At 60.6% G+C, this 22,964-nt stretch carries 21 protein-coding genes and 1 pseudogene; 11 read left to right on the top strand and 11 right to left on the bottom strand.

Annotated features, from left to right (window positions below; genetic code table 11):
• Positions 1-28: 28 nt before the first annotated feature.
• The 3 genes from B2589_RS00200 to B2589_RS00190 all read right to left on the bottom strand — a co-directional run bounded on the left by B2589_RS00200 (position 29) and on the right by B2589_RS00190 (position 2,579).
• Positions 29-469 carry a DUF7282 domain-containing protein gene (locus B2589_RS00200; RefSeq protein WP_286815256.1) on the bottom strand — a complete coding sequence of 147 codons (441 nt, stop codon included), beginning with the start codon at positions 467-469 and terminating at the stop codon, positions 29-31.
• A 106-nt stretch (positions 470-575) separates the two neighbouring features.
• The gene (locus tag B2589_RS00195) at positions 576-1,556 is read right to left on the bottom strand and encodes an XdhC family protein (RefSeq protein ID WP_022989447.1); all 981 of its coding nucleotides are present in this window, start codon (positions 1,554-1,556) and stop codon (positions 576-578) included.
• A gap of 102 nt (positions 1,557-1,658) precedes the next feature.
• A complete protein-coding gene (locus tag B2589_RS00190; RefSeq protein ID WP_286815255.1) occupies positions 1,659-2,579 on the bottom strand; it encodes an AraC family transcriptional regulator in 921 nt (306 codons plus the stop codon).
• A 127-nt stretch (positions 2,580-2,706) separates the two neighbouring features.
• On the opposite strand from B2589_RS00190, the gene B2589_RS00185 reads away from it, so the two are divergent.
• Genes B2589_RS00185 through B2589_RS00160 form a run of 6 tightly spaced genes read left to right on the top strand, consistent with a single transcriptional unit; the run spans position 2,707 to position 8,675 of the window.
• Positions 2,707-4,200: a CoA-acylating methylmalonate-semialdehyde dehydrogenase gene (locus tag B2589_RS00185; protein ID WP_286815253.1), complete on the top strand. Its 1,494-nt coding sequence runs from the start codon at positions 2,707-2,709 to the stop codon at positions 4,198-4,200.
• Between the two features lie 21 nt (positions 4,201-4,221).
• Complete coding sequence (locus tag B2589_RS00180) at positions 4,222-5,388, top strand: acyl-CoA dehydrogenase family protein (protein ID WP_286815252.1); 1,167 nt, start codon at positions 4,222-4,224, stop codon at positions 5,386-5,388.
• Between the two features lie 43 nt (positions 5,389-5,431).
• Entirely contained in the window at positions 5,432-6,211 is a 780-nt protein-coding gene (locus B2589_RS00175) for an enoyl-CoA hydratase (RefSeq protein WP_286815251.1), read from the top strand.
• A 13-nt stretch (positions 6,212-6,224) separates the two neighbouring features.
• Entirely contained in the window at positions 6,225-7,310 is a 1,086-nt protein-coding gene (locus tag B2589_RS00170; RefSeq protein WP_286815250.1) for an enoyl-CoA hydratase/isomerase family protein, read from the top strand.
• Between the two features lie 40 nt (positions 7,311-7,350).
• Positions 7,351-8,238, top strand: coding sequence for a 3-hydroxyisobutyrate dehydrogenase (mmsB, locus tag B2589_RS00165; RefSeq protein WP_286815249.1), 888 nt, complete (start codon positions 7,351-7,353; stop codon positions 8,236-8,238).
• A gap of 11 nt (positions 8,239-8,249) precedes the next feature.
• Positions 8,250-8,675, top strand: coding sequence for a PaaI family thioesterase (locus tag B2589_RS00160; RefSeq protein ID WP_286815248.1), 426 nt, complete (start codon positions 8,250-8,252; stop codon positions 8,673-8,675).
• Here B2589_RS00160 and B2589_RS00155 read toward each other — a convergent pair.
• The 8 genes from B2589_RS00155 to B2589_RS00120 all read right to left on the bottom strand — a co-directional run bounded on the left by B2589_RS00155 (position 8,647) and on the right by B2589_RS00120 (position 17,079).
• Positions 8,647-9,387, bottom strand: coding sequence for an SGNH/GDSL hydrolase family protein (locus B2589_RS00155; protein WP_286815247.1), 741 nt, complete (start codon positions 9,385-9,387; stop codon positions 8,647-8,649). The genes B2589_RS00160 and B2589_RS00155 overlap by 29 nt on opposite strands.
• Before the next feature lie 84 nt (positions 9,388-9,471).
• On the bottom strand, positions 9,472-10,371 hold the full coding sequence (locus B2589_RS00150) for a hydroxymethylglutaryl-CoA lyase (RefSeq protein ID WP_286815246.1): 900 nt from the start codon (positions 10,369-10,371) through the stop codon (positions 9,472-9,474).
• The gene (locus B2589_RS00145; RefSeq protein ID WP_286815245.1) at positions 10,371-12,359 is read right to left on the bottom strand and encodes an acetyl/propionyl/methylcrotonyl-CoA carboxylase subunit alpha; all 1,989 of its coding nucleotides are present in this window, start codon (positions 12,357-12,359) and stop codon (positions 10,371-10,373) included. Before B2589_RS00145 ends, B2589_RS00150 begins: the two co-directional genes overlap by 1 nt.
• On the bottom strand, positions 12,359-13,168 hold the full coding sequence (locus B2589_RS00140) for an enoyl-CoA hydratase-related protein (protein ID WP_286815244.1): 810 nt from the start codon (positions 13,166-13,168) through the stop codon (positions 12,359-12,361). The genes B2589_RS00145 and B2589_RS00140 overlap by 1 nt, the downstream gene beginning before the upstream one ends.
• A 14-nt stretch (positions 13,169-13,182) precedes the next feature.
• The gene (locus B2589_RS00135; RefSeq protein ID WP_286815243.1) at positions 13,183-14,790 is read right to left on the bottom strand and encodes a carboxyl transferase domain-containing protein; all 1,608 of its coding nucleotides are present in this window, start codon (positions 14,788-14,790) and stop codon (positions 13,183-13,185) included.
• A 169-nt stretch (positions 14,791-14,959) separates the two neighbouring features.
• Positions 14,960-16,126, bottom strand: a complete 1,167-nt coding sequence (locus B2589_RS00130) for an isovaleryl-CoA dehydrogenase (RefSeq protein WP_286815242.1) — start codon at positions 16,124-16,126, stop codon at positions 14,960-14,962.
• Positions 16,127-16,190: 64 nt separating this feature from the next.
• Entirely contained in the window at positions 16,191-16,610 is a 420-nt protein-coding gene (locus B2589_RS00125; protein WP_286815241.1) for a MerR family transcriptional regulator, read from the bottom strand.
• Between the two features lie 184 nt (positions 16,611-16,794).
• Complete coding sequence (locus B2589_RS00120) at positions 16,795-17,079, bottom strand: hypothetical protein (protein ID WP_286815239.1); 285 nt, start codon at positions 17,077-17,079, stop codon at positions 16,795-16,797.
• Between the two features lie 72 nt (positions 17,080-17,151).
• Between B2589_RS00120 and B2589_RS00115 the strand changes: the two are divergent.
• From B2589_RS00115 to B2589_RS00095, 5 genes and pseudogenes are all read left to right on the top strand, one after another.
• Positions 17,152-17,844, top strand: a pseudogene (locus tag B2589_RS00115) (acyl-CoA dehydrogenase family protein); the annotation flags it as partial.
• A gap of 32 nt (positions 17,845-17,876) precedes the next feature.
• Positions 17,877-19,064, top strand: a complete 1,188-nt coding sequence (gene bktB / locus B2589_RS00110; protein WP_232903048.1) for a beta-ketothiolase BktB — start codon at positions 17,877-17,879, stop codon at positions 19,062-19,064.
• Between the two features lie 104 nt (positions 19,065-19,168).
• Positions 19,169-19,930: a 3-hydroxyacyl-CoA dehydrogenase gene (locus B2589_RS00105; protein WP_286815238.1), complete on the top strand. Its 762-nt coding sequence runs from the start codon at positions 19,169-19,171 to the stop codon at positions 19,928-19,930.
• Between the two features lie 32 nt (positions 19,931-19,962).
• Entirely contained in the window at positions 19,963-21,111 is a 1,149-nt protein-coding gene (locus B2589_RS00100; RefSeq protein ID WP_286815237.1) for an acyl-CoA dehydrogenase family protein, read from the top strand.
• 494 nt (positions 21,112-21,605) lie between these two features.
• A complete protein-coding gene (locus tag B2589_RS00095) occupies positions 21,606-22,784 on the top strand; it encodes a thiolase family protein (protein WP_286815236.1) in 1,179 nt (392 codons plus the stop codon).
• Positions 22,785-22,964: the final 180 nt, after the last annotated feature.

The following is a 22,964-nucleotide window of genomic DNA, read 5'->3' as shown; positions in this document are numbered from 1 at the left end:
GCAAACGCGACTGGCGTTTCCTGGCAGCTTATTGCGCCGTAATCGTCGCCATCACCAACTTGCCATCCATCCGGATGGGGCCGTCTTCCTTGGCGCCCAGGGTGTATTCGAATACACCGGTTTTCATGCCGCCGTCTTCGCTGTGAATCATCAGCATCAGCATGTCACCGGCGGCCACTTCTTCGGTGAGAATGGCGGCTACGTCCATGTTCTTACCTTTCTTCAGGGGCGCATAGCCCACTACCGGGCCGGGTTTCATGGCTTCATCGGTGCGGTGCACTACCAGCCAGCCGTTCTTTTCTGTCATGACTTTCTTGGCGGTTACCGTGCCTTCAGACACAGACTGGTCGTCGCCCCATACGCCCACTTTGTTGTTGCCGTGGTGGTCTGCCAGTGCGGTTCCGGCGCTGAGGCTACCGGCCAGCAGGGCTACGGTGAACAGGGAGCGGGTTTTGTTGTGCTTGTTCATGGTTCTCTCCATACAGTTGATTGGCCCCCGCCCGGGTATAAGTTGGGCAGGGTGATCAGTTGTACGGAGATTTGTTTGGGATAGATTAGGACATACTGAAAAAATATCAGAGGTTATCCTTCGCAATGCCCTGGCGGACCCGAACAATATCCGCCATCACAGACAGGGCGATCTCCGCCGGTGTCTTGCTGCCGATATTCAGGCCGATGGGCATTCGGATTCGCTCAACCTGCTGCTCGTTCAGCCCGCCAATGCGCAGTAAACGCTCCCGGCGTTTTTCCGAGGTGCGCAAAGAACCCATCACGCCGATGTAGAAAGCGTCGGTTTTCACCGCTTCCATCAGGGCGGTGTCGTCAATCTTCGGGTCGTGGGTGAGGGCAACCACCGCGGTTGCTCCGTGGCAGCCTTCGCGGGCAATCCACACGGAGGGCAGCTCCTGGCGCAGGGTAACGCCGGGTACGTTGAAGTTGCAGACTTCTTCCTGGCGCGGGTCACATACGATCACCTCGAAACCCAGGCTATGGGCAAAGCTGGCGCAGGCGGTGGCCACCGGCGACAAGCCGGCAATGAGCAACCGGGATACCGGCCCCACCCGCAGTTTCAGGGTGGCGGTTGTTTCGTCTTCCATCACTTTCTGGCCCGTTTCCCGGTCTGGCTCGACACTGGCTTCGCCGGTTTTCAGGCAAACCTTTCGAGCCACATGGCCCTGGCCGCTCAAGGCGGCCCGAAGTGCCAGGAAGTGCTCCCGGGATGAGGCGGAGGCGGGAAAGTGCTCGATCAGCACATCCAGAACGCCACCGCAGGGCAGGCTGACTCTGGGATTGTCCAGGCCATCGGCGGCACCGTAGCGGATTCGGTTGATGCGGCCCTGGAATTCGCCTTCCTGCAGGCGTTCGAGAAAGTCCTCTTCCACACAGCCGCCTGACAACGAGCCGCAATGGTCGCCATTGGCCTGTGCTACCAGCCAGGAGCCCGGCGCCCGGGGAGAGGAGCCGAAGGTACTGAGTACCGTACACAGCCAGAAATCCTGACCGCCATCGCACCAGCTGATGGCCTGGTCAACTACCTGAATATCCAGTGGCTGCATCTGCGCCTCCCGAATGAATAAGTGAAGCCTGTGTGATACCGGAATTTTGTCGCCTTGCCAATTGCAGTCGGGCCAGGGAGCCAGGCTATCTGCGCCAATGGGTCAGTGCCTGGCGGTATGCCGGTAGTCGCTGGGGGATTTGCCCATCACCTTCTTGAACAGCCGGGAGAAGTAATAGGCGTCGTCGTAACCCAGTTGCCGGCTGATGTCAGCGAAGGTGTGGCTGGTGGTGTCCAGCAGTTCGCAGGCCCGCTCCACCTTCAGGTGCAGGAAATGCTGAATCGGTGAGGTGCCGGTCTGTTCCCGGTAACGGGTGGCGAAATGGGCCGGTGACAGCCCGCTGAGTTCGGCCAGTTGCTGCAAGGTCAGTCGCTCTTCCAGGTGTTCACGCATGTAGTTGTGAAGGGTGTCCAGCTCGGCCTGCCGAGCCTGGCTGGTTTCATCCACGTTCATGGGGACGGCACTCAGCAGCTGTCGCAGGCGATTGCTGGCGTGGATCAGCCCCTTGGTGCGGAAGCCGGTCTGGCGTACCGACAGCAGGCCGTTGAAGTCTACCAGCAGGCGGGGCTGGCGCCCCAGATGGAGCACCCGGGTGTTGTCATCAAATCCCATGTAGTCACCAAACTCTGCGGCCAGCGGGCCGGTGTAGTGCACCCAGTGAATGGTCCATGGATTGTCCGGGTCTGCCGTGTAGCGATGGCTGGCGCCGGCCGGCAGCAGCAACAGGTCGCCGGCGGTCACGGTGTAGGGCTCGCCTGCTACGTTCAGAAAGGCTTTGCCATCGGTGCAATAGATCAAAAGATTGTCACGATGGTGTTCCCGATGCATGTGATGGCCCGCCGCCCGCCGGTAATGGCCGAAGGCCAGAGGGTACAGCTCCCGGGTTAGTGGGTGGTGCGCCAGTTGGCGGACGATGGGCTCCGGAACCACATAGCGAACGCTGTCCGCAGGAACAGGCCACTGGGAGGTTTGCGCGGATGGCTTGGTGCTTTGATGACTGGTCATCGAAAAATAATCCATCATGGGCGAAACTTAGTCAATCATAAGGCGGCAAGGAGCGTGCTAGTCTTTTGGAAAATCATCGCCAGGTCCGTTTCGTTATTCAGCGGGCCACGGCACTCCCGGACAACAACAAACAGGGACCATCCTCATGAAAAAAGTACCTCAGTTTATTGCTGGTGAATTTGTTCAGAGCCAGACCCAGAACTGGATCGACGTGACCAACCCGGCCACTAACGAAGTCATCGCCCAGGTGCCCTGCGCCAGGGCGGACGAAATGCGCAAGGCCATCGACAACGCCGGCGAAGTGTTCAAAAGCTGGAAAGAAACCCCGGTATCCGAGCGGGCGCGGGTGATGCTGCGTTACCAGGCACTGCTGAAAGAACACCACGACGAGATTGCCGAAATCCTGTCCCAGGAAACCGGTAAAACCTTTGACGACGCCAAGGGCGATGTCTGGCGCGGTATCGAAGTGGTAGAGCATGCCGCCAACGTGGCGTCCATGATGATGGGCGAGACCGTTGAAAACGTCGCGCGGGAAGTGGATACCCACTCGTGGATCCAGCCGTTGGGCGTTTGCGCCGGTATTACCCCGTTCAACTTCCCGGCCATGATTCCCCTGTGGATGTTCCCCATGGCCATCGCCTGCGGTAACACCTTTGTACTGAAGCCGTCCGAGCAGGACCCGCTCACCCCGATGCGCCTGGCAGAACTGTTCGAAGAAGCCGGTGCGCCCAAGGGCGTTCTGCAGGTGGTGCACGGTGCCAAGGAGCAGGTGGATACCCTGCTGAACGATCCCGCCATCAAGGCAATTTCCTTTGTGGGTTCGGTACCGGTCGGCCGCTACATCTACGAAACCGGTACCCGCAACATGAAGCGCGTACAGAGCTTTGCCGGCGCCAAGAACCACATGGTGATCATGCCGGATGCCGACAAGCAGCAGGTGATCAATGCCCTGGTGGGTGCCTCTGTGGGCGCCGCCGGTCAGCGTTGCATGGCCATTTCCGTAGCGGTGTTTGTAGGCGCGGCCCAGGAGTGGATCCCTGAGCTTAAAGAAGCCATGGCGAAGGTGCGCCCGGGCGCCTGGAACGACTCCGGTGCCAGCTATGGCCCGGTGATTAGCCCGAGGGCCAAGGAGCGGGTTGAAGCCCTGATTGCCACCGGCGAGGCCCAGGGCGCGAAGCTGATGCTGGATGGTCGCGGCTGCACAGTGGATGGCCTGCCGGACGGTAACTGGGTAGGGCCCACCCTGTTCAGCGAAGTCACGCCGGAAATGGACATCTATAAAGAAGAAATCTTCGGCCCGGTGCTCACCTGCATGAACGCGAACGACCTTGGCGAAGCCATCGAGCTGATCAACAACAGTCCTTATGGCAACGGCACGTCTATCTTCACTAACCACGGTGGTGCTGCCCGCCGCTTCCAGCACGAAATCGAAGTCGGCCAGGTGGGTGTGAATATTCCCATCCCGGTGCCCCTGCCGTTCTTCTCTTTCACTGGCTGGAAAGGTTCCTTCTACGGTGACCAGCACGCTTACGGCAAGCAGGCAGTGCGTTTCTACACCGAAACCAAGACCGTCACCTCCCGCTGGTTTAACAGTGAAGCGACGTCTACCGAAGCCAACTTCTCCATCCAACTCCGGTAACGCCGAGCAGGGAGCTGAACGATGGATTTCAACCTGACCGAAGACCAGCTGGCGTTCCGGGATGCGGCCCGGGCCTTTGCCGAGAAAGCCATGGCACCCTATGCCGGCCAGTGGGATGTAGACCACACCTTCCCGTTGGAGGTGATGAAAGAAGCCGGCGAGATGGGCTTTATGGGGATTTATACCCCGGAAGCCCTGGGCGGCATGGGCTTGTCCCGCATGGACACCTCGGTGATCGTGGAAGAGCTGGCCATGGCCTGCCCGTCCACGGCGGCCTTTATCACGATTCACAACATGGCCACCTGGATGGTAGCCAGCTTTGCCTCGGACGACCTGAAGCAGGAGTTTGTGCCCAGGCTGGCCAGCGGTGAATGGCTGGCCTCCTACTGCCTGACCGAACCCGGGGCCGGCTCCGATGCCGCCAGCCTGCGTACCAGGGCGGTTCGGGATGGAGGCAGCTATGTGATCAACGGCAGCAAGATGTTTATCTCAGGCGCCGGCGCCACCGATGTTCTTGTGTTGATGGCCCGTACCGGTGATGCCGACAGTGGCGCCAAGGGGATCTCCACCTTTGTGATCCCCGCCAATGCCGAGGGTGTTTCCTGCGGCAAGAACGAGGAAAAGATGGGTTGGCACAGCCAGCCCACGCGGCTGGTCACCCTGGAAGACGTGCGCATTCCGGCCAGTAACCGAATCGGTAATGAGGGCGACGGCTTCGCCCTTGCCATGAAGGGCCTGGACGGCGGTCGCCTCAACATTGCCACCCGCTCCCTTGGCGGCGCCCAGGCGGCGCTGCTGCGGGCGCGCAATTACCTGCATGAGCGCCAGCAGTTCGGTAAGCCACTGGCAGCCTTCCAGGCCCTGCAGTTCAAGCTGGCGGATATGGCCACCAACCTGGTGGCAGCGCGGCAGATGGTGCGTTTGGGTGCCTTCAAGCTGGATGCCGGCGACCCGGAAGCCACCCTGCATTGCGCCATGGCCAAGCGCTTCGCCACCGATGCCTGTTTCGAGGTAGCCAACGAAGCCCTGCAGCTGCACGGCGGCTACGGCTACATTCGGGAATACCCGCTGGAGCGCTATGTGCGGGACCTTCGGGTACACCAGATTCTCGAAGGCACCAACGAAATCATGCGCCTGATTATTGCCCGCCGCATGCTGGAAGACGGCGTTGCCGAAGCCATCCAGTAACCGGCCGTAATCATCAGCACCGGAACAACCAAAGGAATTTACCATGAGCGAACTGATTCAACTGGAAAAGCGCGATCACATTGCGATCCTGACCATCGCCAACCCGCCGGCCAACACCTGGACGGCAGACTCCCTGGCGGCTCTGGAAGCCACCATTGAAGACCTCAACGCCGACCGCAACATCTTCGCGCTGGTGGTCACCGGCCAGGGTGAGAAATTTTTCTCTGCCGGAGCGGACCTGAAAACCTTTGCCGACGGCGACCGTGCGCGAGCCAACGAGATGGCCCAGAAGTTCGGCCAGGCCTTTGCCACGCTGACCGCCTTCCGTGGTGTGTCGATTGCCGCCATTAACGGCTACGCCATGGGCGGTGGCCTGGAATGTGCGTTGTCTTGCGATATCCGCATTGCCGAAGAGCACGCCCAGATGGCGCTGCCGGAAGCCGGTGTTGGCCTGCTGCCCTGCGCCGGTGGCACCCAGAACCTGCCCTGGCTGGTAGGCGAGGGCTGGGCCAAGCGCATGATTCTGTGTGGCGAGCGGATAGATGCCAGCAAGGCGCTGCAGATTGGCCTGGTGGAAGAAGTGGTGCCGTCCGGACAAGGCCTGGAAGCCGCCCTGAAGCTGGCCGAAGGCGCCTGTAAGCAGAGCCCGTCTTCCATTGCCCGTTGCAAGCAGCTGGTCATGAGTGCCCGGGATGGTCGCAGCCACACCGACAGCTGGCGCATGGAGCGGGAACTGTTTGTCGAGCTGTTCCACACCGAAGACCAGAAAGAAGGCGTTAATGCGTTCCTCGAGAAGCGCAAGCCGGAATGGAAAAACCGATAAGCCCGGGGCTGCTATGAGCGATCAACCGATGGTATTTGAAGAGTGGACCACAAACGGCGGTGGCCGGATTGCGGTCGCCAGGCTGAACAGCCCGCGTAACCTGAATTCGCTGTCTATGGACATGATCCGCCTGCTCAAGCCGCAGCTGCAACGCTGGGCCGACGATGACAGCGTATGCGCGGTCTGGCTGGAAGCTGAGGGCGACAAGGCCTTCTGCGCCGGTGGCGATATCGTGTCCCTGTACCGCAGCATGACCGAGCCGGGAAAGCTGGCTGAAGGCGAGCGGTTCTTCACCGAAGAATACGAGCTGGATTACCTGATTCACACCTTCCCCAAACCGGTTGTGTGCTGGGGCAACGGTATTGTGATGGGCGGCGGCATCGGCCTGATGGCGGGTGCTTCCCACCGGGTGGTTACCGAGCACTCGAAACTGGCCATGCCGGAAGTGAGCATCGGCCTGTACCCGGATATCGGCGCCGGCTGGTTCCTGAACCGCATGCCCGGGCGTACCGGAATGTTTCTGGGGCTGACCGGCACCCGCATGAACCCAGCCGATGCGCTGTTTGTGGGCATGGCAGACCGGTTCGTCAGCCACGAACTCAAAGGGCAGGTGATTGATGCCCTGGCCTCCGCCAACTGGCAGGGTTCCAGCGCCCATAGTGTTGTCAGCTCGGTACTGCGCCAGTATGAACAGCAAAGCCGGGAGGCGCTGCCGGCGTCTGCGGTTCGTGATCACTTTGATGATATCCAGCAGGCCACCGATGGCGATTCCCTTGAGCAGGTGGTAGCGCAGCTGAAAGACCTGAGCGGCAGTGAGGGCTGGCTGGGCAAAGCCGTGAAGGGATTGGCGAGTGCCTCCCCCACCTCGCTGGCCCTGACCTGGAAACATCTGCAGCGCAGCCAGCGGGACAGCCTGAAACAGGTGCTGGATAACGAGCTGGTGATGTCGGTGAACTGCCTGAAGAAGGGCGAGTTTGCCGAAGGTATCCGGGCGTTGCTGATCGACAAAGACATGCAGCCCCGCTGGCGTTATGCGTCGCTGGCGGAACTGGACAATGAGTGGATTGAAGCATTTTTCAGCCAGGCGCCCGGGCACTGATAAATCCCGGCGCACTGCTACAAAAACAAGGAGAAGCAAGATGGCGAAGGTAACCTTTATTGGTCTGGGCAACATGGGCGGGCCCATGGCCTCCAACCTGCTGAAGGCGGGGCATGAGGTCACGGTTTTCGATCTGTCCAAACCGGCGGTTGAAGCGTTGGTGGCCGAAGGGGCCAGCACTGCGGATTCAGCTAAAGCGGCAACCCAGGGCGCCGAGTGCGTGATCACCATGCTGCCGGCGGGCAAGCATGTGGAAGCGGTATACCTGGGCGACGACGGCCTGCTGGCAGCCCTGCCGGCGGGCACCCTGGTGATTGACTCCTCCACCATTGCCCCGGAAACCTCCCGGGCGGTGGCAGAAGCCGCAGCGGCAAAAGACCTGGCCTTTATCGACGCGCCGGTATCCGGCGGCGTAGGTGGCGCCAAGGCCGGTACGCTGACCTTTATCTGCGGCGGCGAAGTGGCCACCTACAACAAGGCACGGCCGGTTCTGGAAGCCATGGGCAAGAACATCTTCCACGCCGGCCCCCACGGCGCGGGCCAGGTCGCCAAGATCTGCAACAACATGATGCTGGCCATCCTGATGGCGGGCACCAGTGAAGCCCTGGCTCTGGGTGTGAAGAACGGCCTGAACCCTGCGGTACTCTCGGAAATCATGAAGCAGAGCTCCGGCGGCAACTGGGCGCTGAACGTGTACAACCCGTGGCCGGGTGTGATGGAAGGGGTGCCGGCATCCCGGGATTACCAGGGCGGTTTCCTGGTGAACCTGATGACCAAGGACCTGGGGCTGGCGTTTGATAACGCGGTCGCCAACCAGGCTTCCATCCCCATGGGCTCCCTGGCCCGAAACCTGTTCCAGCTGCATGCCGGGCAGGGTAACGGTGATCTGGACTTTTCGAGTATCCTGAGGCTTTACAAACCGGACTGAGCACTAGAGTCATGCAAGTAACATTCGGGGAGCTGAAAGCTTTCCTTGAAGATCACTTTCCCCAGGGTACCGCCTACGGCACCCTGGAGGAGCTGGGGGATGGCTGGGCCGAGATGAAGCTGGAGGTGGACGACGGCCACTTGCGCCCCGGTGGAACCGTGTCTGGTCCGGTTATGATGGGGCTGGCAGACGTGGCCATGTACGCCGCCTTGCTGGGCAAAATTGGCCTGGTACCCCTGGCGGTAACCACCAACTTCAACATCAACTTCATGCGCAAGCCCGCCGCCCATGCTGCGGTGTGGGCCCGTGCTACCTTGCTGAAAGTAGGGCGCACGATGGCGGTGGGTGAGGTGTCGATCTATTCCACTGGCATGGAGGAGCCGGTGGCCCATGCCACCATGACTTACTCTATTCCTCCGGAGAAGCATCGGCCCTGATGCCCCGGCTCAGCTCCGGCGCCAGGGCTTCGGCAATGTACCGGTAGCCTTTGATGCCGGGGTGGTAGCCGTCGCTGGCCAACAGCCCGGTATCTTCAATCACCGGGTAACGGGCGTAGCGGAAGTGCTGCGGCGCTTCGCTGGCCAGTTGCCGGTAGATGTCGTCCAGAAGCCTGGCCCGCCATCCCATCACGTAGCGCAAGGGCGCCGGCAGGGCGGTGAACAGGTGCATGGGAGGCACGCTCAGAAGCATCAGGGGTGCCGGATACCGTGCTTCGAGAAACTCCCTCAGGTCGAGCAGTTGCTGGCGGAATCGTTTCCTGGGTGTAAAACCGGTGGTGTCGTTGACCCCCATGCTCAGGATAACCACATCGGCTTCCGGTAAGTCTGTTTGTTCCAGCGCCCGGTTCAGGGCATTCAAACGAATACCGTTAACCCCGAAGGTGTGCCAGGCGATGGTTTGCCCGGTTCCCTCATGGAGCTCCCGTGCCAGCTGGCTGGCCAGGCCCTGATCGTGGGTCTGGGCGCCAACGCCGGCTGCGGTGGATTCGCCAATCACCAGGATACGCCGGGCGGGCTCGCCGTCGCCATACTGCCCGCACGGAGATCCGGAGGCCTCCGGCAGCCGTGGCGTGGTTTGACGGGTGCGCTTACCCTGATACAGCAACACCGGAAAGAGCACAGCCGTGGTCAGCCAGAATGGAAGATGCATTGCATAGATCCCGGGTTTAGTGGAGCAGAATGGTTCTGGTATCGGCGATATTAGTCGCAAGGTTCGCAGCGGGGCCCTTAACGTTCAACCGCCCATGGCCTGTCCCACTTTAGAGCCGTTGTGGCGGTTGAGCTGGCCGCAAATCCAGCCGCCGGTCGCCACCAGTTTTTCCAGGTCGACACCGGTTTCTATACCCAGCCCATTTAACAGATAGAGCACGTCTTCGGTGGCTACATTGCCGGAGGCGCCCTTCGCATAAGGACAACCGCCCAGGCCCGCCACCGAGGCATCGATTACGCTGACGCCTTCCTCCAGCACGGCATACAGATTGGCCAGGGCCTGGCCGTAGGTGTCGTGGAAGTGGGCCGCCAGTTTAGCCATGGGAATATGGGCGGCCACGGACTCCAGCATGCGTTTGGCTTTCAGCGGCGTGCCCACGCCGATGGTGTCACCCAGGGAAATTTCATGGCAGCCCATGTCGTACAGGGCCCTGGCGACGCTGGCGACCTGCCGGGGCTCAATGTCACCCTCATAGGGGCAACCTATCACCGTCGATACGTAGCCGCGCACCGGAATGCCGTGCTTGCGGGCCGCTTCCACCACGGGAGCGAAGCGGTCCAGGCTTTCGGCAATGGTGCAGTTGATGTTCTTTAGGGTGAAGGCTTCGGAGGCGGCGCCGAACACCGCAACCTCGTCGGCTCCGGCCGCCAGGGCATTTTCGAAACCTTTGAGGTTGGGGGTAAGGGCGGAGTAACGTACGCCGGCCTTTCGGGTGATGCCGGCCATGACCTCGGCGGCATCACCCATTTGGGGCACCCATTTGGGGGAGACAAAGCTGGCGGCTTCGATGTGGGTAAGGCCGCAGTCGGCCAGCCGGTCGATCAGCCCGGTTTTGATGCTGGTAGCAATCACCGGGCCGGGTTCGTTCTGCAGGCCGTCCCGGGGGCTCATTTCCACCAGGCGGACACGTTTCGGGAAGGCCATTACGCAGTCTCCTCAATCTCGATGGCGATCAACTCCGTGCCTTCGGATACCTGGTCACCCTGGGCAAAGAACACCTCGCTGACGGTGCCATCGGCCGGGGCTTTGATGGCGTGCTCCATCTTCATGGCTTCCATGATCACCAGGGTCTGGCCGCCGGTGACCTTATCGCCAGCCTGCACCTGCACCGCCACAATGGCACCGTTCATGGGGGCAGAGAGGCTGCCGTCGCCGGCCAGGTCTTCGGTTTCCCAGCGTTCACGGTAGAGCTTGCAGGTGATGCTGTTGCCTTCGTGGAACAACACCAGTTCGTCGTTGTGCAGGTTGCCGTACACGCACAGGCGGTGGCCGTTGATGACCGCTTGCAGGTAATCCTCCTGCAGGCGGGCCTGCAGGGTATAGCGGTTGTCGCCGAGGGTTATCTGATAGCCGTGATCCTGCTCAAGAACCCTTAGTTCGACCACCTCCTCGCCAATCTGCAGGGCCATCGGTTCGGCGTAGTCGGAGTTCAGTCGCCAGCTGTTCTGCCGGCCGAAGGGTGACCAGGGGTCTGCGCTGACCACTTCACGGGACTTGCGGTGTTCCAGGACAAAGCCGGAAGCCAACACAAGAACCTTGTCGGTATCCGGTCCGGAAGCGGGAAACAGCAGTTCACGGTGGTCGTCAATGAAACCGGTGGTCAGCTCGGCCTGGCGAAAGGGCTCGGCATCGGCCAGGGCATGCAGGAAGCGGATGTTGGTTTTTACCCCGGCAATGCGGTACTGCTCCAGGGCCTGCACCATGCGGTTGATGGCCTGTTCCCGGGTTTCGTCCCACACGATGAGCTTGGCGATCATCGGGTCGTAGTGGATGCTGATTTCGTCGCCTTCGGTAACGCCGGTATCCACCCGCACGTGGGCGGATTCTTCCGGGGTGCGCAGGTAACGCAGGGTGCCGGTGGCAGGCAGGAAGTCCTGGTCCGGATCTTCGGCGTAGATGCGCGCTTCCAGGGCGTGGCCGCGGGTTTTCACCTGTTCCTGGGCCAGCGGCAGGGGCTCACCCCAGGCCACTTTCAGCTGCCATTCCACCAGGTCTTGCCCGGTGACCATTTCGGTAACCGGGTGTTCCACCTGCAGGCGGGTGTTCATTTCCATGAAGAAGAACGAGCCGTCTACGTCGTACAGGAACTCGACGGTGCCGGCGCCCACGTAGTTAATGGCTTGCGCGGCTTTCACGGCGGCCTCGCCCATGGCTTTACGGGTGGCCTCGCTCAGCCCCGGTGCGGGCGCTTCTTCCAGTACTTTCTGGTGGCGACGCTGCACCGAGCAATCCCGCTCGGCCAGGTAGATGCCGTTGCCCTGATGGTCGCAGAACACCTGGATTTCCACATGCCGTGGCTGGGTCAGGTAGCGTTCGATCAGCATGTCCGGGTTGCCGAAAGCGTTCCTCGCTTCCCGCTGGGCGGCGGCCAGGGCGTCATCAAAGTCGGCCATTGTTTCCACCACCCGCATACCTTTACCACCACCACCGGCAACGGCCTTCAGCAGCAGCGGGAAGCCGCATTTCTCGGCCTCGGCCCGCAGCAGCTCCGGCGACTGGTCTTTACCGTGGTAGCCCGGCACCAGGGGTACACCGGCTTTTTCCATAATCGCCTTGGCGGCGGACTTGGAGCCCATGGCGGCGATGGCCGAAGAGGGCGGGCCGATGAATACGATGCCGTTGGCTTCGCAGGCTTCGGCAAAGCCGGTGTTTTCAGACAGGAAGCCGTAGCCGGGGTGAATGGCCTGGGCGCCACTCTGCCTGGCAATGTCGATAATGGTGTCGGCTTTCAGGTAGCTGTCGGCGCTGGCGGCCGGGCCGATGTTGAAGGCCTCGTCTGCCATGGCGACATGACGAGCGTTGGCGTCAGCGTCTGAGTAGACTGCCACGCAGCGGATACCCATGCGGTGGGCGGTCTGGATAATCCGGCAGGCGATTTCGCCCCGGTTAGCAATCAGGATTTTATTGAACATTATGCGTTATCTCCCGGAACCCAGCTGGCCTTGCGTTTGTTCAGGAAAGCGCTGAGCCCTTCCTGGCCTTCCTCACCCACACGGATGTCGGCGATGCGTTGGGCGGTGTCTTCGATGACATCGGCGCTGATGGGCTTGTGGCTGACAGCAAACACCAGGTCCTTGGCGGCACTCATGGCTTGCGGGCCATTGCCGGCCAGTTGTTGCAGCAGCTCGTTGCAGCGGGCGTGCATGGCGGCTTCGTCGTCACAGACGATGTGCACCAGCCCGTATTCGCTGGCCTGTTGTGCGTTGAAGACTTCGGCGGAGATGAAATAGCGCCGGGCCTGTCGCTCACCGATGGCCCGCACCACGTAGGGGCTGATAACGGCGGGAACCAGGCCGAGTTTCACTTCACTCAGGCAGAAGCTGGCGTTTGCGGTGGCCAGCACGATGTCGCAGCAGGCTGCCAGGCCGACGGCACCACCGTAGGCTGCGCCCTGAACCAGGCCGATCACCGGCTTGGACAGGTGGTTGAGGGTGCTCATTAGCCTGGCCAGTTCCCGGGAGTCGTTCAGGTTTTCGGCATGGTCGTTGTCTGCCATGCGGCGCATCCAGCCAAGGTCGGCACCGGCGGAGAAGTGTTTGCCTTCGGAGCGCAGGAGGACAACGCGGGTTTGGTCGTCTCGTTCCGTGACTTCCAGCGCCTTGATCAGTTGCTGGATGATCGCGTCGTCGAAGGCGTTGCGCTTGTCTGGCCGGTTCAGCACGATTTCGGAAACACCACCTTCCAGGTAGTTGAGCAGAACGGCAGAGGTCTGTTTGGTCATGGCGTTCTCTCCGGTTACATGCGGAACACGCCAAAGCGCGTCGGCTTGGCGGGTCGGTTCAGGGTGGCAGACAGGCTGAGGGCAACCACTTCCCGTGTCTGGGCCGGGTCGATCACGCCGTCGTCCCACAGGCGGGCGCTGGCGTAGTAGGGGTGGCCTTGCTGTTCGTATTTATCGGCGATGGGTTGCTTGAATTCGGCTTCTTCTTCGGCGCTCCAGTCCTGGCCTTTGCGTTCCATACCTTCACGCTTAACGGTGGCGAGTACGTTGGCGGCCTGTTCGCCGCCCATTACCGAGATGCGGGCGTTGGGCCACATCCACAGGAAGTCCGGGCTGTAGGCCCGGCCGCACATGCCGTAGTTGCCGGCGCCGTAGCTGCCGCCAATCAGCACGGTGATCTTGGGCACGTTGGCGCAGGCCACGGCCATGACCATCTTGGCGCCGTGCTTGGCGATGCCTTCGGCTTCGTATTTCTGGCCCACCATAAAGCCGGTGATGTTTTGCAGGAACAGCAGCGGGATGTTGCGCTGGCAGCACAGTTCAATAAAGTGCGCGCCTTTCTGGGCGGATTCGCTGAACAGGATGCCGTTGTTGGCGATGATGCCCACGGGGTAGCCGTGAATATGGGCGAAGCCGGTCACCAGGGTGGCGCCGTAGTAGCGCTTGAATTCGTCAAATTCGGAGCCGTCGACGATGCGGGCGATCACGTCGCGTACGTCGAACTGTTTACGCAAGTCGGTGCCGACGATGCCGTAGATTTCTTCCGGGTTGTACAGCGGTGCTTTGGGTTCGCGCAGTTCGACCGGCACGGGTTTGCGGCGGTTGAGGTTGGCGATGCAGCGCCGGGCGATGTCCAGGGCGTGGGCGTCGTTCTCGGCGTAGTGGTCGGCCACGCCGGATGTTTTGCAGTGTACGTCCGCGCCGCCCAGGTCTTCCGCGCTGACCACTTCGCCGGTGGCGGCTTTGACCAGTGGCGGGCCGGCCAGGAAGATGGTGCCCTGGTTACGCACGATGATGGATTCGTCGGCCATGGCGGGTACGTAGGCACCGCCGGCGGTGCACAGGCCCATAACGACGGCGATCTGGGGGATACCATCGGCAGACATTCGGGCCTGGTTGTAGAAGATGCGGCCGAAGTGGTCGCGGTCCGGGAAGACTTCGTCCTGCCGTGGCAGGTTGGCGCCGCCGGAGTCCACCAGGTAGATGCAGGGCAGGCGGTTGGTTTCGGCGATTTCCTGGGCGCGCAGGTGTTTTTTGACGGTCAGGGGGTAGTAGCTGCCGCCTTTGACGGTCGCGTCGTTGGCGATGATCATGCATTCGGTGCCGCTGACCCGGCCGATGCCGGCGATTACGCCGGCGGCGTGGACGTCTTCGCCGTAGACGTTGTAGGCGGCGAACTGGCCGATTTCGAGGAAGGGGGTGCCTTCATCGAGTAGTTTGTTGATGCGTTCGCGGGGCAGGAGTTTGCCGCGTTCGGTGTGGCGCTTCTGGTATTCGGGGCCGCCGCCCTGGTGGATGGTTTCGACTTTTTCCCGGAGGTCAGCGACGGCTTGTTGCATGGCCTGGTGGTTGGCCTGGAATTCGTCGCACCTCGGGTTAATTTTGCTCTGGAGTATCGTCATGTTCTGTCATCCCTCTCTTGGGGGCACGGGACTGGAGGGCTGTCGTTCCGAAAACCGCTACGAGCACATCCATGTGCGCTTCTCTCCGGCCATCCATGGCCTACGAAATTTTCGGAACGACAGCCCTCCAGCCCCTGGTCGTACATTGGGAGCTGGATTCCGCGCGTTGTTACTTGTTCAGGAACAGTTCGCGACCGATCAGCATCCGTCGAATCTCAGACGTGCCCGCGCCGATTTCATACAACTTGGCGTCTCGCAGCAGGCGGCCGGTGGGGTAGTCGTTGATGTAGCCGTTGCCGCCGAGCAGCTGGATGGCGTCGAGGGCGAGTTTGGTGGCCATTTCGGCTGAATACAGGATGGCGCCGGCGGCGTCTTTTCTTGTGGTTTCGCCGCGGTCGGCGGATTGGGCGACCATGTAGACGTAGGATTTGGCGGTGTTCATGAAGGTGTACATGTCGGCGACTTTGCCCTGTACCAGTTCGAATTCACCGATGGCCTGGCCGAATTGTTTGCGTTCGCGGATGTAGGGCACGACGACGTCCATGGCGGCTTGCATGAGGCCGAGGGGGCCGCCGGAGAGGACGGTGCGTTCGTAGTCGAGGCCGCTCATGAGGACTTTGGCGCCGTTGCCAACTCCGCCGAGGACGTTTTCTTTGGGGACTTTGTAGTCTTCAAACACCAGTTCGCAGGTGTTGGAGCCGCGCATGCCGAGTTTGTCGAGTTTCTGGTGGCGGCTGAAGCCGGGGTAGTCGCGTTCTACGATGAAGGCGGTGACGCCTTTGGAGCCGCCTTTCGGGTCGGTTTTGGCGTAGATGACGTAGGTGTTGGCGTCTGGACCGTTGGTGATCCACATTTTGTTGCCGTTGAGGACGTAGTGGTCGCCTTCGTCGCGGGCGTGGAGTTTCATGGAGATGACGTCTGAGCCGGCGTTGGGTTCAGACATGGCGAGGGCGCCGATGTGTTCGCCGGTGATGAGTTTGGGCAGGTATTTCTGTTTTTGTTCTTCGGTGCCGTTGCGGTTGATCTGGTTGACGCACAGGTTGGAGTGGGCACCGTATGACAGGCCAACGCTGGCGGAGGCCCGGCTGATTTCTTCCATGGCCACTACGTGGGCCAGGTAGCCCATGTCGGCGCCGCCGTATTGTTCGCTCACGGTGATGCCCAGCAAGCCCATGTCGCCCAGTTTGCGCCACAGGTCCATGGGGAATTCGTTGGTGCGGTCGATTTCCTCGGCCCGGGGGGCGATTTCATCGGCGGCGAAGCGGTTGACCTGTTCACGCAGGCTGTCGAGGGTTTCGCCGAGGCCGAAGTTGAGTTCGCTGTATTGGGATTTCATGGTGTGCTGCCTTTTTTGTTCTTGCTAGTGCGTGTCGTTAAGCGGCCCGCTGCGGGTTGTTGCCTTAGTCGGTGGCCAGGCTTTGTTGTTCTTTCTTTTTCTGAAGTTCTTCCAGGGCTTCGCGGCATCGGGTTTCGGCTGTGTCGATTTCCATTTCCGCCTGCGCAATGTCGTCTTTTTGTTGCTCAAGGTGGGCGCGCCGGTCGCCCAGGATCTCGAGCATTTTCAACAGCTGCTTTTCATTGCCGGTGAGGGTTTCGTCCCAAAGGTCGAACAGCTCCTTGGTTTGGGCCAGGGAAAACCCCATGCGCTTGCCGCGCAGGATCAGCTTCAGGCGTACTCGGTCTTTGTTGCTGAAGATACGGGTCTGCCCGCGCCGGGTGGGGTTCAAAAGCCCCTGGTCTTCGTAGAAGCGGATGCTTCGTGTGGTTACGTCGAACTCCTGGGAGAGCTCGCTGATATTGAAGGTTTTCTTGTTGCTCATGTGCGGTCCGGAACGGTTGTGTTATTTTTGCTCAGGGTAATTCAAGTTTACGTTAACGTAAAGCTTGGTCTCCCTGGCTTCCGGTTGTGGGGGTGGGCTTGGCTTGGGCTCCCAGACTTCCGGTTGTGCGGGCGGGCTTGCGGTGTGGCTGTTGGATTTTTTTTGGAAAAACAACTCGCTTCGCTCAGACATCTTTTTCCGGCAAAAAATCCAACAGCCACCCCGCGCCGACGGGCATTGGCGGGTTCACGGTTGAAAAACTGCCTATATCCGTGCTGCCCGACGGTAGGGGGGTGTGGGGTATTTTTCTGACAGGGAAAAAGATGTCTGAGCGCAGCGAGTTGTTTTTCCCCGAAGAAAAATACCCCATACCTCGCGTACCCGCCCGCAAAACCAACAGGCTAGGAGCCCAACCCAAGGCAAGGTGGACTTGTCCGAACGGGTCAAATTTTTGGGCCAGAAGGGTCATTCCAACAGGTCCTGCACCGGCCGGCAGCCGGTTACAACAACAAGGAAATGAGGTAAGCATGTCAGACTCAACAACGGCGCCAAGGTGTTTATCACCAACGGCTTGCATGCCGATATGGTGATTGTCTGCGCCAAGACCGACCCGAAAGCCGGCGCCAAGGGTGTGTCGTTGTTCCTGGTGGATACCAGCCTGCCGGGCTTTAGCCGGGGCAAGGGCATCAAGAAAATCGGCCAGCACGCCAGTGACACCGCAGAGTTGTTTTTCTCGGATCTGATCGTGCCTGAGGAGGCTTTGCTCGGAGAAGAGGGAAAGGGCTTCGCCTACCTGATGCAGGAGCTGCCCCGGGAGCGCCTGGGCGTGGGTGCTCAGGCGATCGGTGCCTCCGAAGGCGCGCTGGCGCTGACGCTGGATTACGTGCAGCAGCGCCACGCCTTCGGCCAGCGCATTGCCGATTTCCAGAACACCCGGTTCAAGCTGGCGGAAGCCCGGGCTCGTATTGATATGGCCCGTGCTTACCTGAATCAGTGCATCAGCAAGTATCATCAAGGCGCCATGACGGCCACCGACGCAGCCATTTTGAAACTGATGCTCACCGAAATGCAGTGTGACATTGCCCACGAGTGCCTGCAGTTGTTCGGCGGCTACGGTTATACCCTGGAATATCCCATTTCGCGGTTCTTTGTGGATACCAGGGTGCAGACCATTTACGCTGGCACCTCGGAAATCATGAAAGAGGTGATTGCCCGCTCCATGCTGGGCAAATGAGCCTTTCTAACACTTATATTCAGGAGAAGAACATGAAACTGACAGACGTAGTCATTCTGGACGGTGCCCGCACCGCTATCGGCAGCTTTGGCGGCAGCCTGAGCTCACTGGCTCCGGCCGAGCTGGGCACCGCCGCCGCCCGCGAGGCTATCAGCCGCGCTGGCGTAGAAGCCGCGGATATCGACCATTCGGTATTCGGCCACATCATCACCACCGGCCCGCAGGACGCTTACCTGGCCCGGCACATTGCCCTGAATGTGGGTATGGAGAAAAGCTCTGCGGCGTTCAACGTAAACCGCTTGTGTGGCTCTGCCGTGCAGTCGGTGATCAGCGCGGCCCAGCTGATTGTGATGGGCGACAGCCGCATGGCGCTGGCTGGTGGTGCCGAATCCATGAGCCAGGGTGCTTACCTGTTACCGAACGTTCGCAAAGGCCTGCGCATGGGCGATGGCCGGGCGGTAGACCTGACCCTGGGCATCCTGAGTGATCCGTTTGGCAGTGGTCACATGGGTATGACCGCCGAGCGTATTGCCGCCAATCAGGGCCTGACCCGGGAAGAACTGGACGCGTTTTCTGCCGAAAGCCACCGCCGGGCCGCGAATGCCATCGAGAAAGGTTATTTCGATGGCCAGATCGTGCCGGTTACCGTCAAACAGGGTCGCAAGGAAGTCGTGTTCGATAAAGACGAGCACGTACGCCCGGGTACCACGGTTGAAAGCCTGGCAGGCCTGAAACCTGCGTTCCAGAAAGACGGCATTGTGACCCCGGGCAATGCCTCCGGCCTGAACGACGGTGCCGCAGCCATGGTACTGACCAGTGCCGCGGAAGCCGAAAAGCGTGGCCTGAAAGCCCGCGCCCGGTTGGTAGGCTATGCCTTTGCCGGCGTAGATCCGGAAGTGATGGGCGTGGGCCCGATTCCGGCGGTTCGCCAGGTTCTGAAGAACACTGGTTTGTCTGTGGCAGACCTGGATGTGATCGAATCCAACGAAGCTTTCGCCGCCCAGGCCATGGCCGTCAGCCGCGAGCTTGGCCTGCCGGAAGACAAGGTGAACCCGAACGGCGGCGCGGTCGCTCTGGGCCACCCGGTGGGTGCGACCGGCTCCATCCTGATTATCAAAGCCCTGGCGGAACTGGAACGTACCGGTGGCCGTTACGGCCTGATCACCATGTGTATCGGTGGCGGGCAGGGTATTGCACTAATTGTTGAGCGCCTCGGCTGAAACGGGTGTTGTTTCAGCTAGGGTCTCTGGATTAAGTTTACGTAAACGTAAACTATGCGCGGCCAGTTTTCGGCCGCGCTAATACCAATAACAGGACACAAGTTATGGATTTCAAAAACACTCCCGCCATCGTCACCGGCGGTGCCTCCGGCCTGGGTGAAGGCGCCGCTCGGGCGCTGGCTGCCGCAGGCTGCAAAGTGGCTATCCTGGACCTGAACAAAGAGCGTGGCAAACAGGTGGCAGCCGAGCTGGGCGGGATTTTCATCGAATGCAACGTGGCCTCGGAAGAAAGCGCGGAAGCCGCACTGAAAGCCGCTCGGGAAGCCCATGGTCCCTGTGGTATTGCGGTGAACTGTGCGGGCATTGCCCCGGCATCAAAGATTCTGGGCCGTGAAGGCGTGATGCCGCTGGACAGTTTCAGCAAGGTGATCCAGGTAAACCTCATCGGCACCTTCAACATCCTGCGGCTGGCGGCAGCAGACATGGCCCAGCGCGAACCCAACGCCGACGGCGAACGGGGTGTGATCATCAACACCGCATCGGTTGCCGCCTACGAAGGCCAGATCGGCCAGGCCGCTTACAGTGCCTCGAAAGGCGGTGTGGTAGCACTGACCCTGCAATCAGCCCGGGAACTGGCCCGCGAAGGGATCCGGGTGAACACCATTGCTCCGGGCCTGTTCATGACCCCGATGATGGCTGGCATGCCCCAGGAAGTCCAGGACAGCCTGGCCGCCACCTTGCCGTTCCCCAAGCGCCTCGGTAAGCCGGAAGAATTCGGCATGATGGTCGACCAGATGGTACGCAACCCCGTTCTGAACGGCGAAGTCATCCGGCTCGACAGCGCCCTGCGCATGGCGCCCCGATAAGGCACGGATAACAAGGATAAAAGGTGAGCGAAATGACCAACACCGTTGATCAGGAAGAACTGGCACTGTTCCGGGATGCCGTCATCAAGGCCCTCGAAACCGAAGTGGCGCCCCATTATGAAGCCTGGGAAAAGAGCGGCATCGTACCCCGGGAACTCTGGAACACCCTGGGCGCAGCCGGCATGCTGTGTGTGGACGTAACGGAAGACTGCGGCGGCTGCGGTGCGCCGTTTCAATACTCGGTTGTGGTGGGCGAAGAACTGGCCCGGATGGGATTCGGTGCGCTGTCCACCAACGTGATGGTCCATTCCGACATCGTAGCGCCGTATCTCAGCCACATCGGTAACGATGAGCAGAAACAGCAATGGCTGCCGAAAATGGTCTCCGGCGAAGCCGTCGGCGCAATAGCTATGACCGAACCGGGAGCAGGCAGCGACCTGCAGGCCATCCGCACCAGCGCAGTGAAATACGGTGACGACTACATCCTGAACGGTTCCAAAACCTTCATCACCAACGGCCAGCACGCGGATATGGTCATCGTCGCCGCCAAGACCGACCCCAATGCCGGCGCCAAGGGCATCAGCCTGTTCCTGATCGACACCTCGTTGCCGGGCTTCAGCAAAGGCCGCAACCTGGACAAAATCGGCCAGCATTCCGGCGATACCTCTGAACTCTTCTTCTCCGACATGCGAATTCCTTCCTCGGCACTGCTGGGTGAAGAAGGGCAGGGCTTCGTGTATCTGATGCGCGAACTGCCAAGGGAGCGACTGGTCATCGGCGCTTTGGGTGTTGCCGCCGCCCGTGGCTCACTGGACATGACCATCCAGTACACCCAGGAACGGGAACTGTTCGGGCAGAAACTGAGCCAACTGCAGAACACCCGCTTCGAAATCGCCCGCATGGAAACCGACTACCGCATTAACAAGGCATTCGTCGACCAGTGCATCCGCGAATACGAAGACGGCAAGCTGGATGCGCCGACAGCATCCATGGCGAAGTACAGCGCCACTGAGATGCAGTGTCGCGTGGCGGATGGTTGTTTGCAGCTGTTCGGCGGTTACGGTTACACCACCGAGTATCCGATTTCCCGCAATTTCATCGATGCGCGGGTTCAGCGGATTTATGGCGGTACTTCGGAGGTTATGAAGGAGATCATTGCCCGTTCGGTGCTTGGGCGCTGACTTTGGTGTTTTGGTCTGGCTTGGGCTCCTAGCCTTCCGGTTGTGGGGGCGGGTACGCGGGGTGTGGGGTGTTTTTCTTCTGGGAAAAAACAACTCGCTTCGCTCAGACATCTTTTTTCCCGCCAGAAAAACACCCCACACCCCCCCTACCGACGGGCAGCAGGGGGATAGGAAGGTTTAAAGACACAGACCAAGGCAAAGATTGTGTGGGTTAGCCGCCAGTCAGAAGGGTAGGCATTGGTTCTTCCCGGAAATGTCTTTCCAAACGAGAACCCGCCAATGCCCGTCGGCGCGGGGTGGTCTTTTCATTTTTCGCCAGAAAAAGATGTCTGAGCGAAGCGAGTTCTTTTTCAAGGAAAATGAAAAGGCCACCCCGCAAGCCCGCCCGCACAGCTGGAAGTCTGGGAGCCCAAACTATCAGGCTAGAAACCCACACAAGACCGATCGGCAAAACAAGAATACAAACTAAGTTCTGTTGAAGGAGAACGAAATCCATGAACAACGACATCGTTATTGCAGGCTCCGCCCGGACTCCGATGGGGGGAATGATGGGCTCGCTGAGCTCTGTGCGCTCACCGGAACTGGGGGCGGTTTCCATTAAGGCTGCCATTGAACGTGCAGGGCTGCAGCCGGCGGACGTTCAGGAAGTCATCATGGGCTGTGTGCTGCCTGCGGGCCTGGGCCAGGCGCCGGCTCGGCAGGCGTCTCGTGCGGCCGGGATCCCGGATAGCTCCGGGTGTACCACCATCAACAAAATGTGCGGCTCCGGCATGCAGGCCATTATCATGGCCCACGACCAGATCAAAGCGGGCACCAACAGCATCATGATTGCCGGTGGCATGGAAAACATGAGCCAGGCGCCGTACTTGCTGCCTAAAGCCCGCGGCGGTATGCGCATGGGCCACGGCCAGGTGATGGACAGCATGTTCCTGGATGGCCTGGAAGACGCTTACGAGGGTGGCCTGATGGGCGTTTTCGCACAGCGTACGGCTGATGAATTCAACATCACCCGTGAAGCCATGGACGAATTCGCCATTGGCTCCCTGCAAAAATCCCTGGCGGCTATCGAGAATGGCTGGTTCCGGGATGAGATCGTACCGGTGACGGTCTCCGGCCGTGGTGGAGATACCCAAGTCGACATCGACGAACAACCGGGCAACGCCAAGCCGGAGAAAATCCCCCAGCTGAAACCGGCGTTCGCCAAAGACGGTTCCGTAACCGCGGCCAACTCCAGCTCCATCAGCGACGGCGCCTCGGCCCTGGTCCTGACTACCGTTGAGGAAGCTCAGAACCGTGGCCTGACCCCACAGGCACGAATCGTGGCCCACGCCACCCACGCCCGTTTGCCAGCGGAGTTCACCCTGGCCCCGATCGGTTCCATCGAAAAGGTGCTGAAAAAAGCCGATTGGACTCTGGATGACGTAGACCTGTTCGAAATCAACGAAGCCTTCGCAGTGGTCACCCTGGCGGCGATCAACGAACTCAAATTGCCGGCTGAAAAGGTCAACGTCCACGGCGGCGCCTGCGCCCTGGGCCACCCCATCGGCTCGTCCGGCTCGCGCATCATCGTGACGTTGATCAATGCACTAAAGCAGCGTGGCCTGAAGCGCGGCGTGGCGTCCCTCTGCATTGGCGGTGGTGAGGCGACTGCCGTGGCTGTGGAACTGATTTAAGTTTGGCTGCCTGGGAGTCCTGCTTGGGCTCCCAGAGGCTCCCAGACTTCCGGTTGTGCGGGCGGGCTTGCGGGGTGGCTGTTGGATTTTTTTTGGAAAAACAACTCGCTTCGCTCAGACATCTTTTTCCGGCAAAAAATCCAACAGCCACCCCGCGCCGACGGGCATTGGCGGGTTCAC

This window comes from Marinobacter sp. UBA3607, from assembly GCF_002375525.1.
GTDB lineage: Bacteria > Pseudomonadota > Gammaproteobacteria > Pseudomonadales > Oleiphilaceae > Marinobacter > Marinobacter vinifirmus.
The sequence above is the reverse complement of the archived record's forward strand: the minus strand, read 5'-3'. Positions and strand labels throughout refer to the sequence as shown.

What these genes read in the sequence shown, in the direction of transcription:
- B2589_RS00200 (WP_286815256.1), bottom strand. Translation starts at nt 469, where the DNA reads ATGAACAAGCACAACAAAACCCGCTCCCTGTTCACCGTAGCCCTGCTG.
- B2589_RS00195 (WP_022989447.1), bottom strand. Translation starts at nt 1,556, where the DNA reads ATGCAGCCACTGGATATTCAGGTAGTTGACCAGGCCATCAGCTGGTGC.
- B2589_RS00190 (WP_286815255.1), bottom strand. Translation starts at nt 2,579, where the DNA reads ATGATGGATTATTTTTCGATGACCAGTCATCAAAGCACCAAGCCATCC.
- B2589_RS00185 (WP_286815253.1), top strand. Translation starts at nt 2,707, where the DNA reads ATGAAAAAAGTACCTCAGTTTATTGCTGGTGAATTTGTTCAGAGCCAG.
- B2589_RS00180 (WP_286815252.1), top strand. Translation starts at nt 4,222, where the DNA reads ATGGATTTCAACCTGACCGAAGACCAGCTGGCGTTCCGGGATGCGGCC.
- B2589_RS00175 (WP_286815251.1), top strand. Translation starts at nt 5,432, where the DNA reads ATGAGCGAACTGATTCAACTGGAAAAGCGCGATCACATTGCGATCCTG.
- B2589_RS00170 (WP_286815250.1), top strand. Translation starts at nt 6,225, where the DNA reads ATGAGCGATCAACCGATGGTATTTGAAGAGTGGACCACAAACGGCGGT.
- mmsB (WP_286815249.1), top strand. Translation starts at nt 7,351, where the DNA reads ATGGCGAAGGTAACCTTTATTGGTCTGGGCAACATGGGCGGGCCCATG.
- B2589_RS00160 (WP_286815248.1), top strand. Translation starts at nt 8,250, where the DNA reads ATGCAAGTAACATTCGGGGAGCTGAAAGCTTTCCTTGAAGATCACTTT.
- B2589_RS00155 (WP_286815247.1), bottom strand. Translation starts at nt 9,387, where the DNA reads ATGCATCTTCCATTCTGGCTGACCACGGCTGTGCTCTTTCCGGTGTTG.
- B2589_RS00150 (WP_286815246.1), bottom strand. Translation starts at nt 10,371, where the DNA reads ATGGCCTTCCCGAAACGTGTCCGCCTGGTGGAAATGAGCCCCCGGGAC.
- B2589_RS00145 (WP_286815245.1), bottom strand. Translation starts at nt 12,359, where the DNA reads ATGTTCAATAAAATCCTGATTGCTAACCGGGGCGAAATCGCCTGCCGG.
- B2589_RS00140 (WP_286815244.1), bottom strand. Translation starts at nt 13,168, where the DNA reads ATGACCAAACAGACCTCTGCCGTTCTGCTCAACTACCTGGAAGGTGGT.
- B2589_RS00135 (WP_286815243.1), bottom strand. Translation starts at nt 14,790, where the DNA reads ATGACGATACTCCAGAGCAAAATTAACCCGAGGTGCGACGAATTCCAG.
- B2589_RS00130 (WP_286815242.1), bottom strand. Translation starts at nt 16,126, where the DNA reads ATGAAATCCCAATACAGCGAACTCAACTTCGGCCTCGGCGAAACCCTC.
- B2589_RS00125 (WP_286815241.1), bottom strand. Translation starts at nt 16,610, where the DNA reads ATGAGCAACAAGAAAACCTTCAATATCAGCGAGCTCTCCCAGGAGTTC.
- B2589_RS00120 (WP_286815239.1), bottom strand. Translation starts at nt 17,079, where the DNA reads ATGACCCTTCTGGCCCAAAAATTTGACCCGTTCGGACAAGTCCACCTT.
- bktB (WP_232903048.1), top strand. Translation starts at nt 17,877, where the DNA reads ATGAAACTGACAGACGTAGTCATTCTGGACGGTGCCCGCACCGCTATC.
- B2589_RS00105 (WP_286815238.1), top strand. Translation starts at nt 19,169, where the DNA reads ATGGATTTCAAAAACACTCCCGCCATCGTCACCGGCGGTGCCTCCGGC.
- B2589_RS00100 (WP_286815237.1), top strand. Translation starts at nt 19,963, where the DNA reads ATGACCAACACCGTTGATCAGGAAGAACTGGCACTGTTCCGGGATGCC.
- B2589_RS00095 (WP_286815236.1), top strand. Translation starts at nt 21,606, where the DNA reads ATGAACAACGACATCGTTATTGCAGGCTCCGCCCGGACTCCGATGGGG.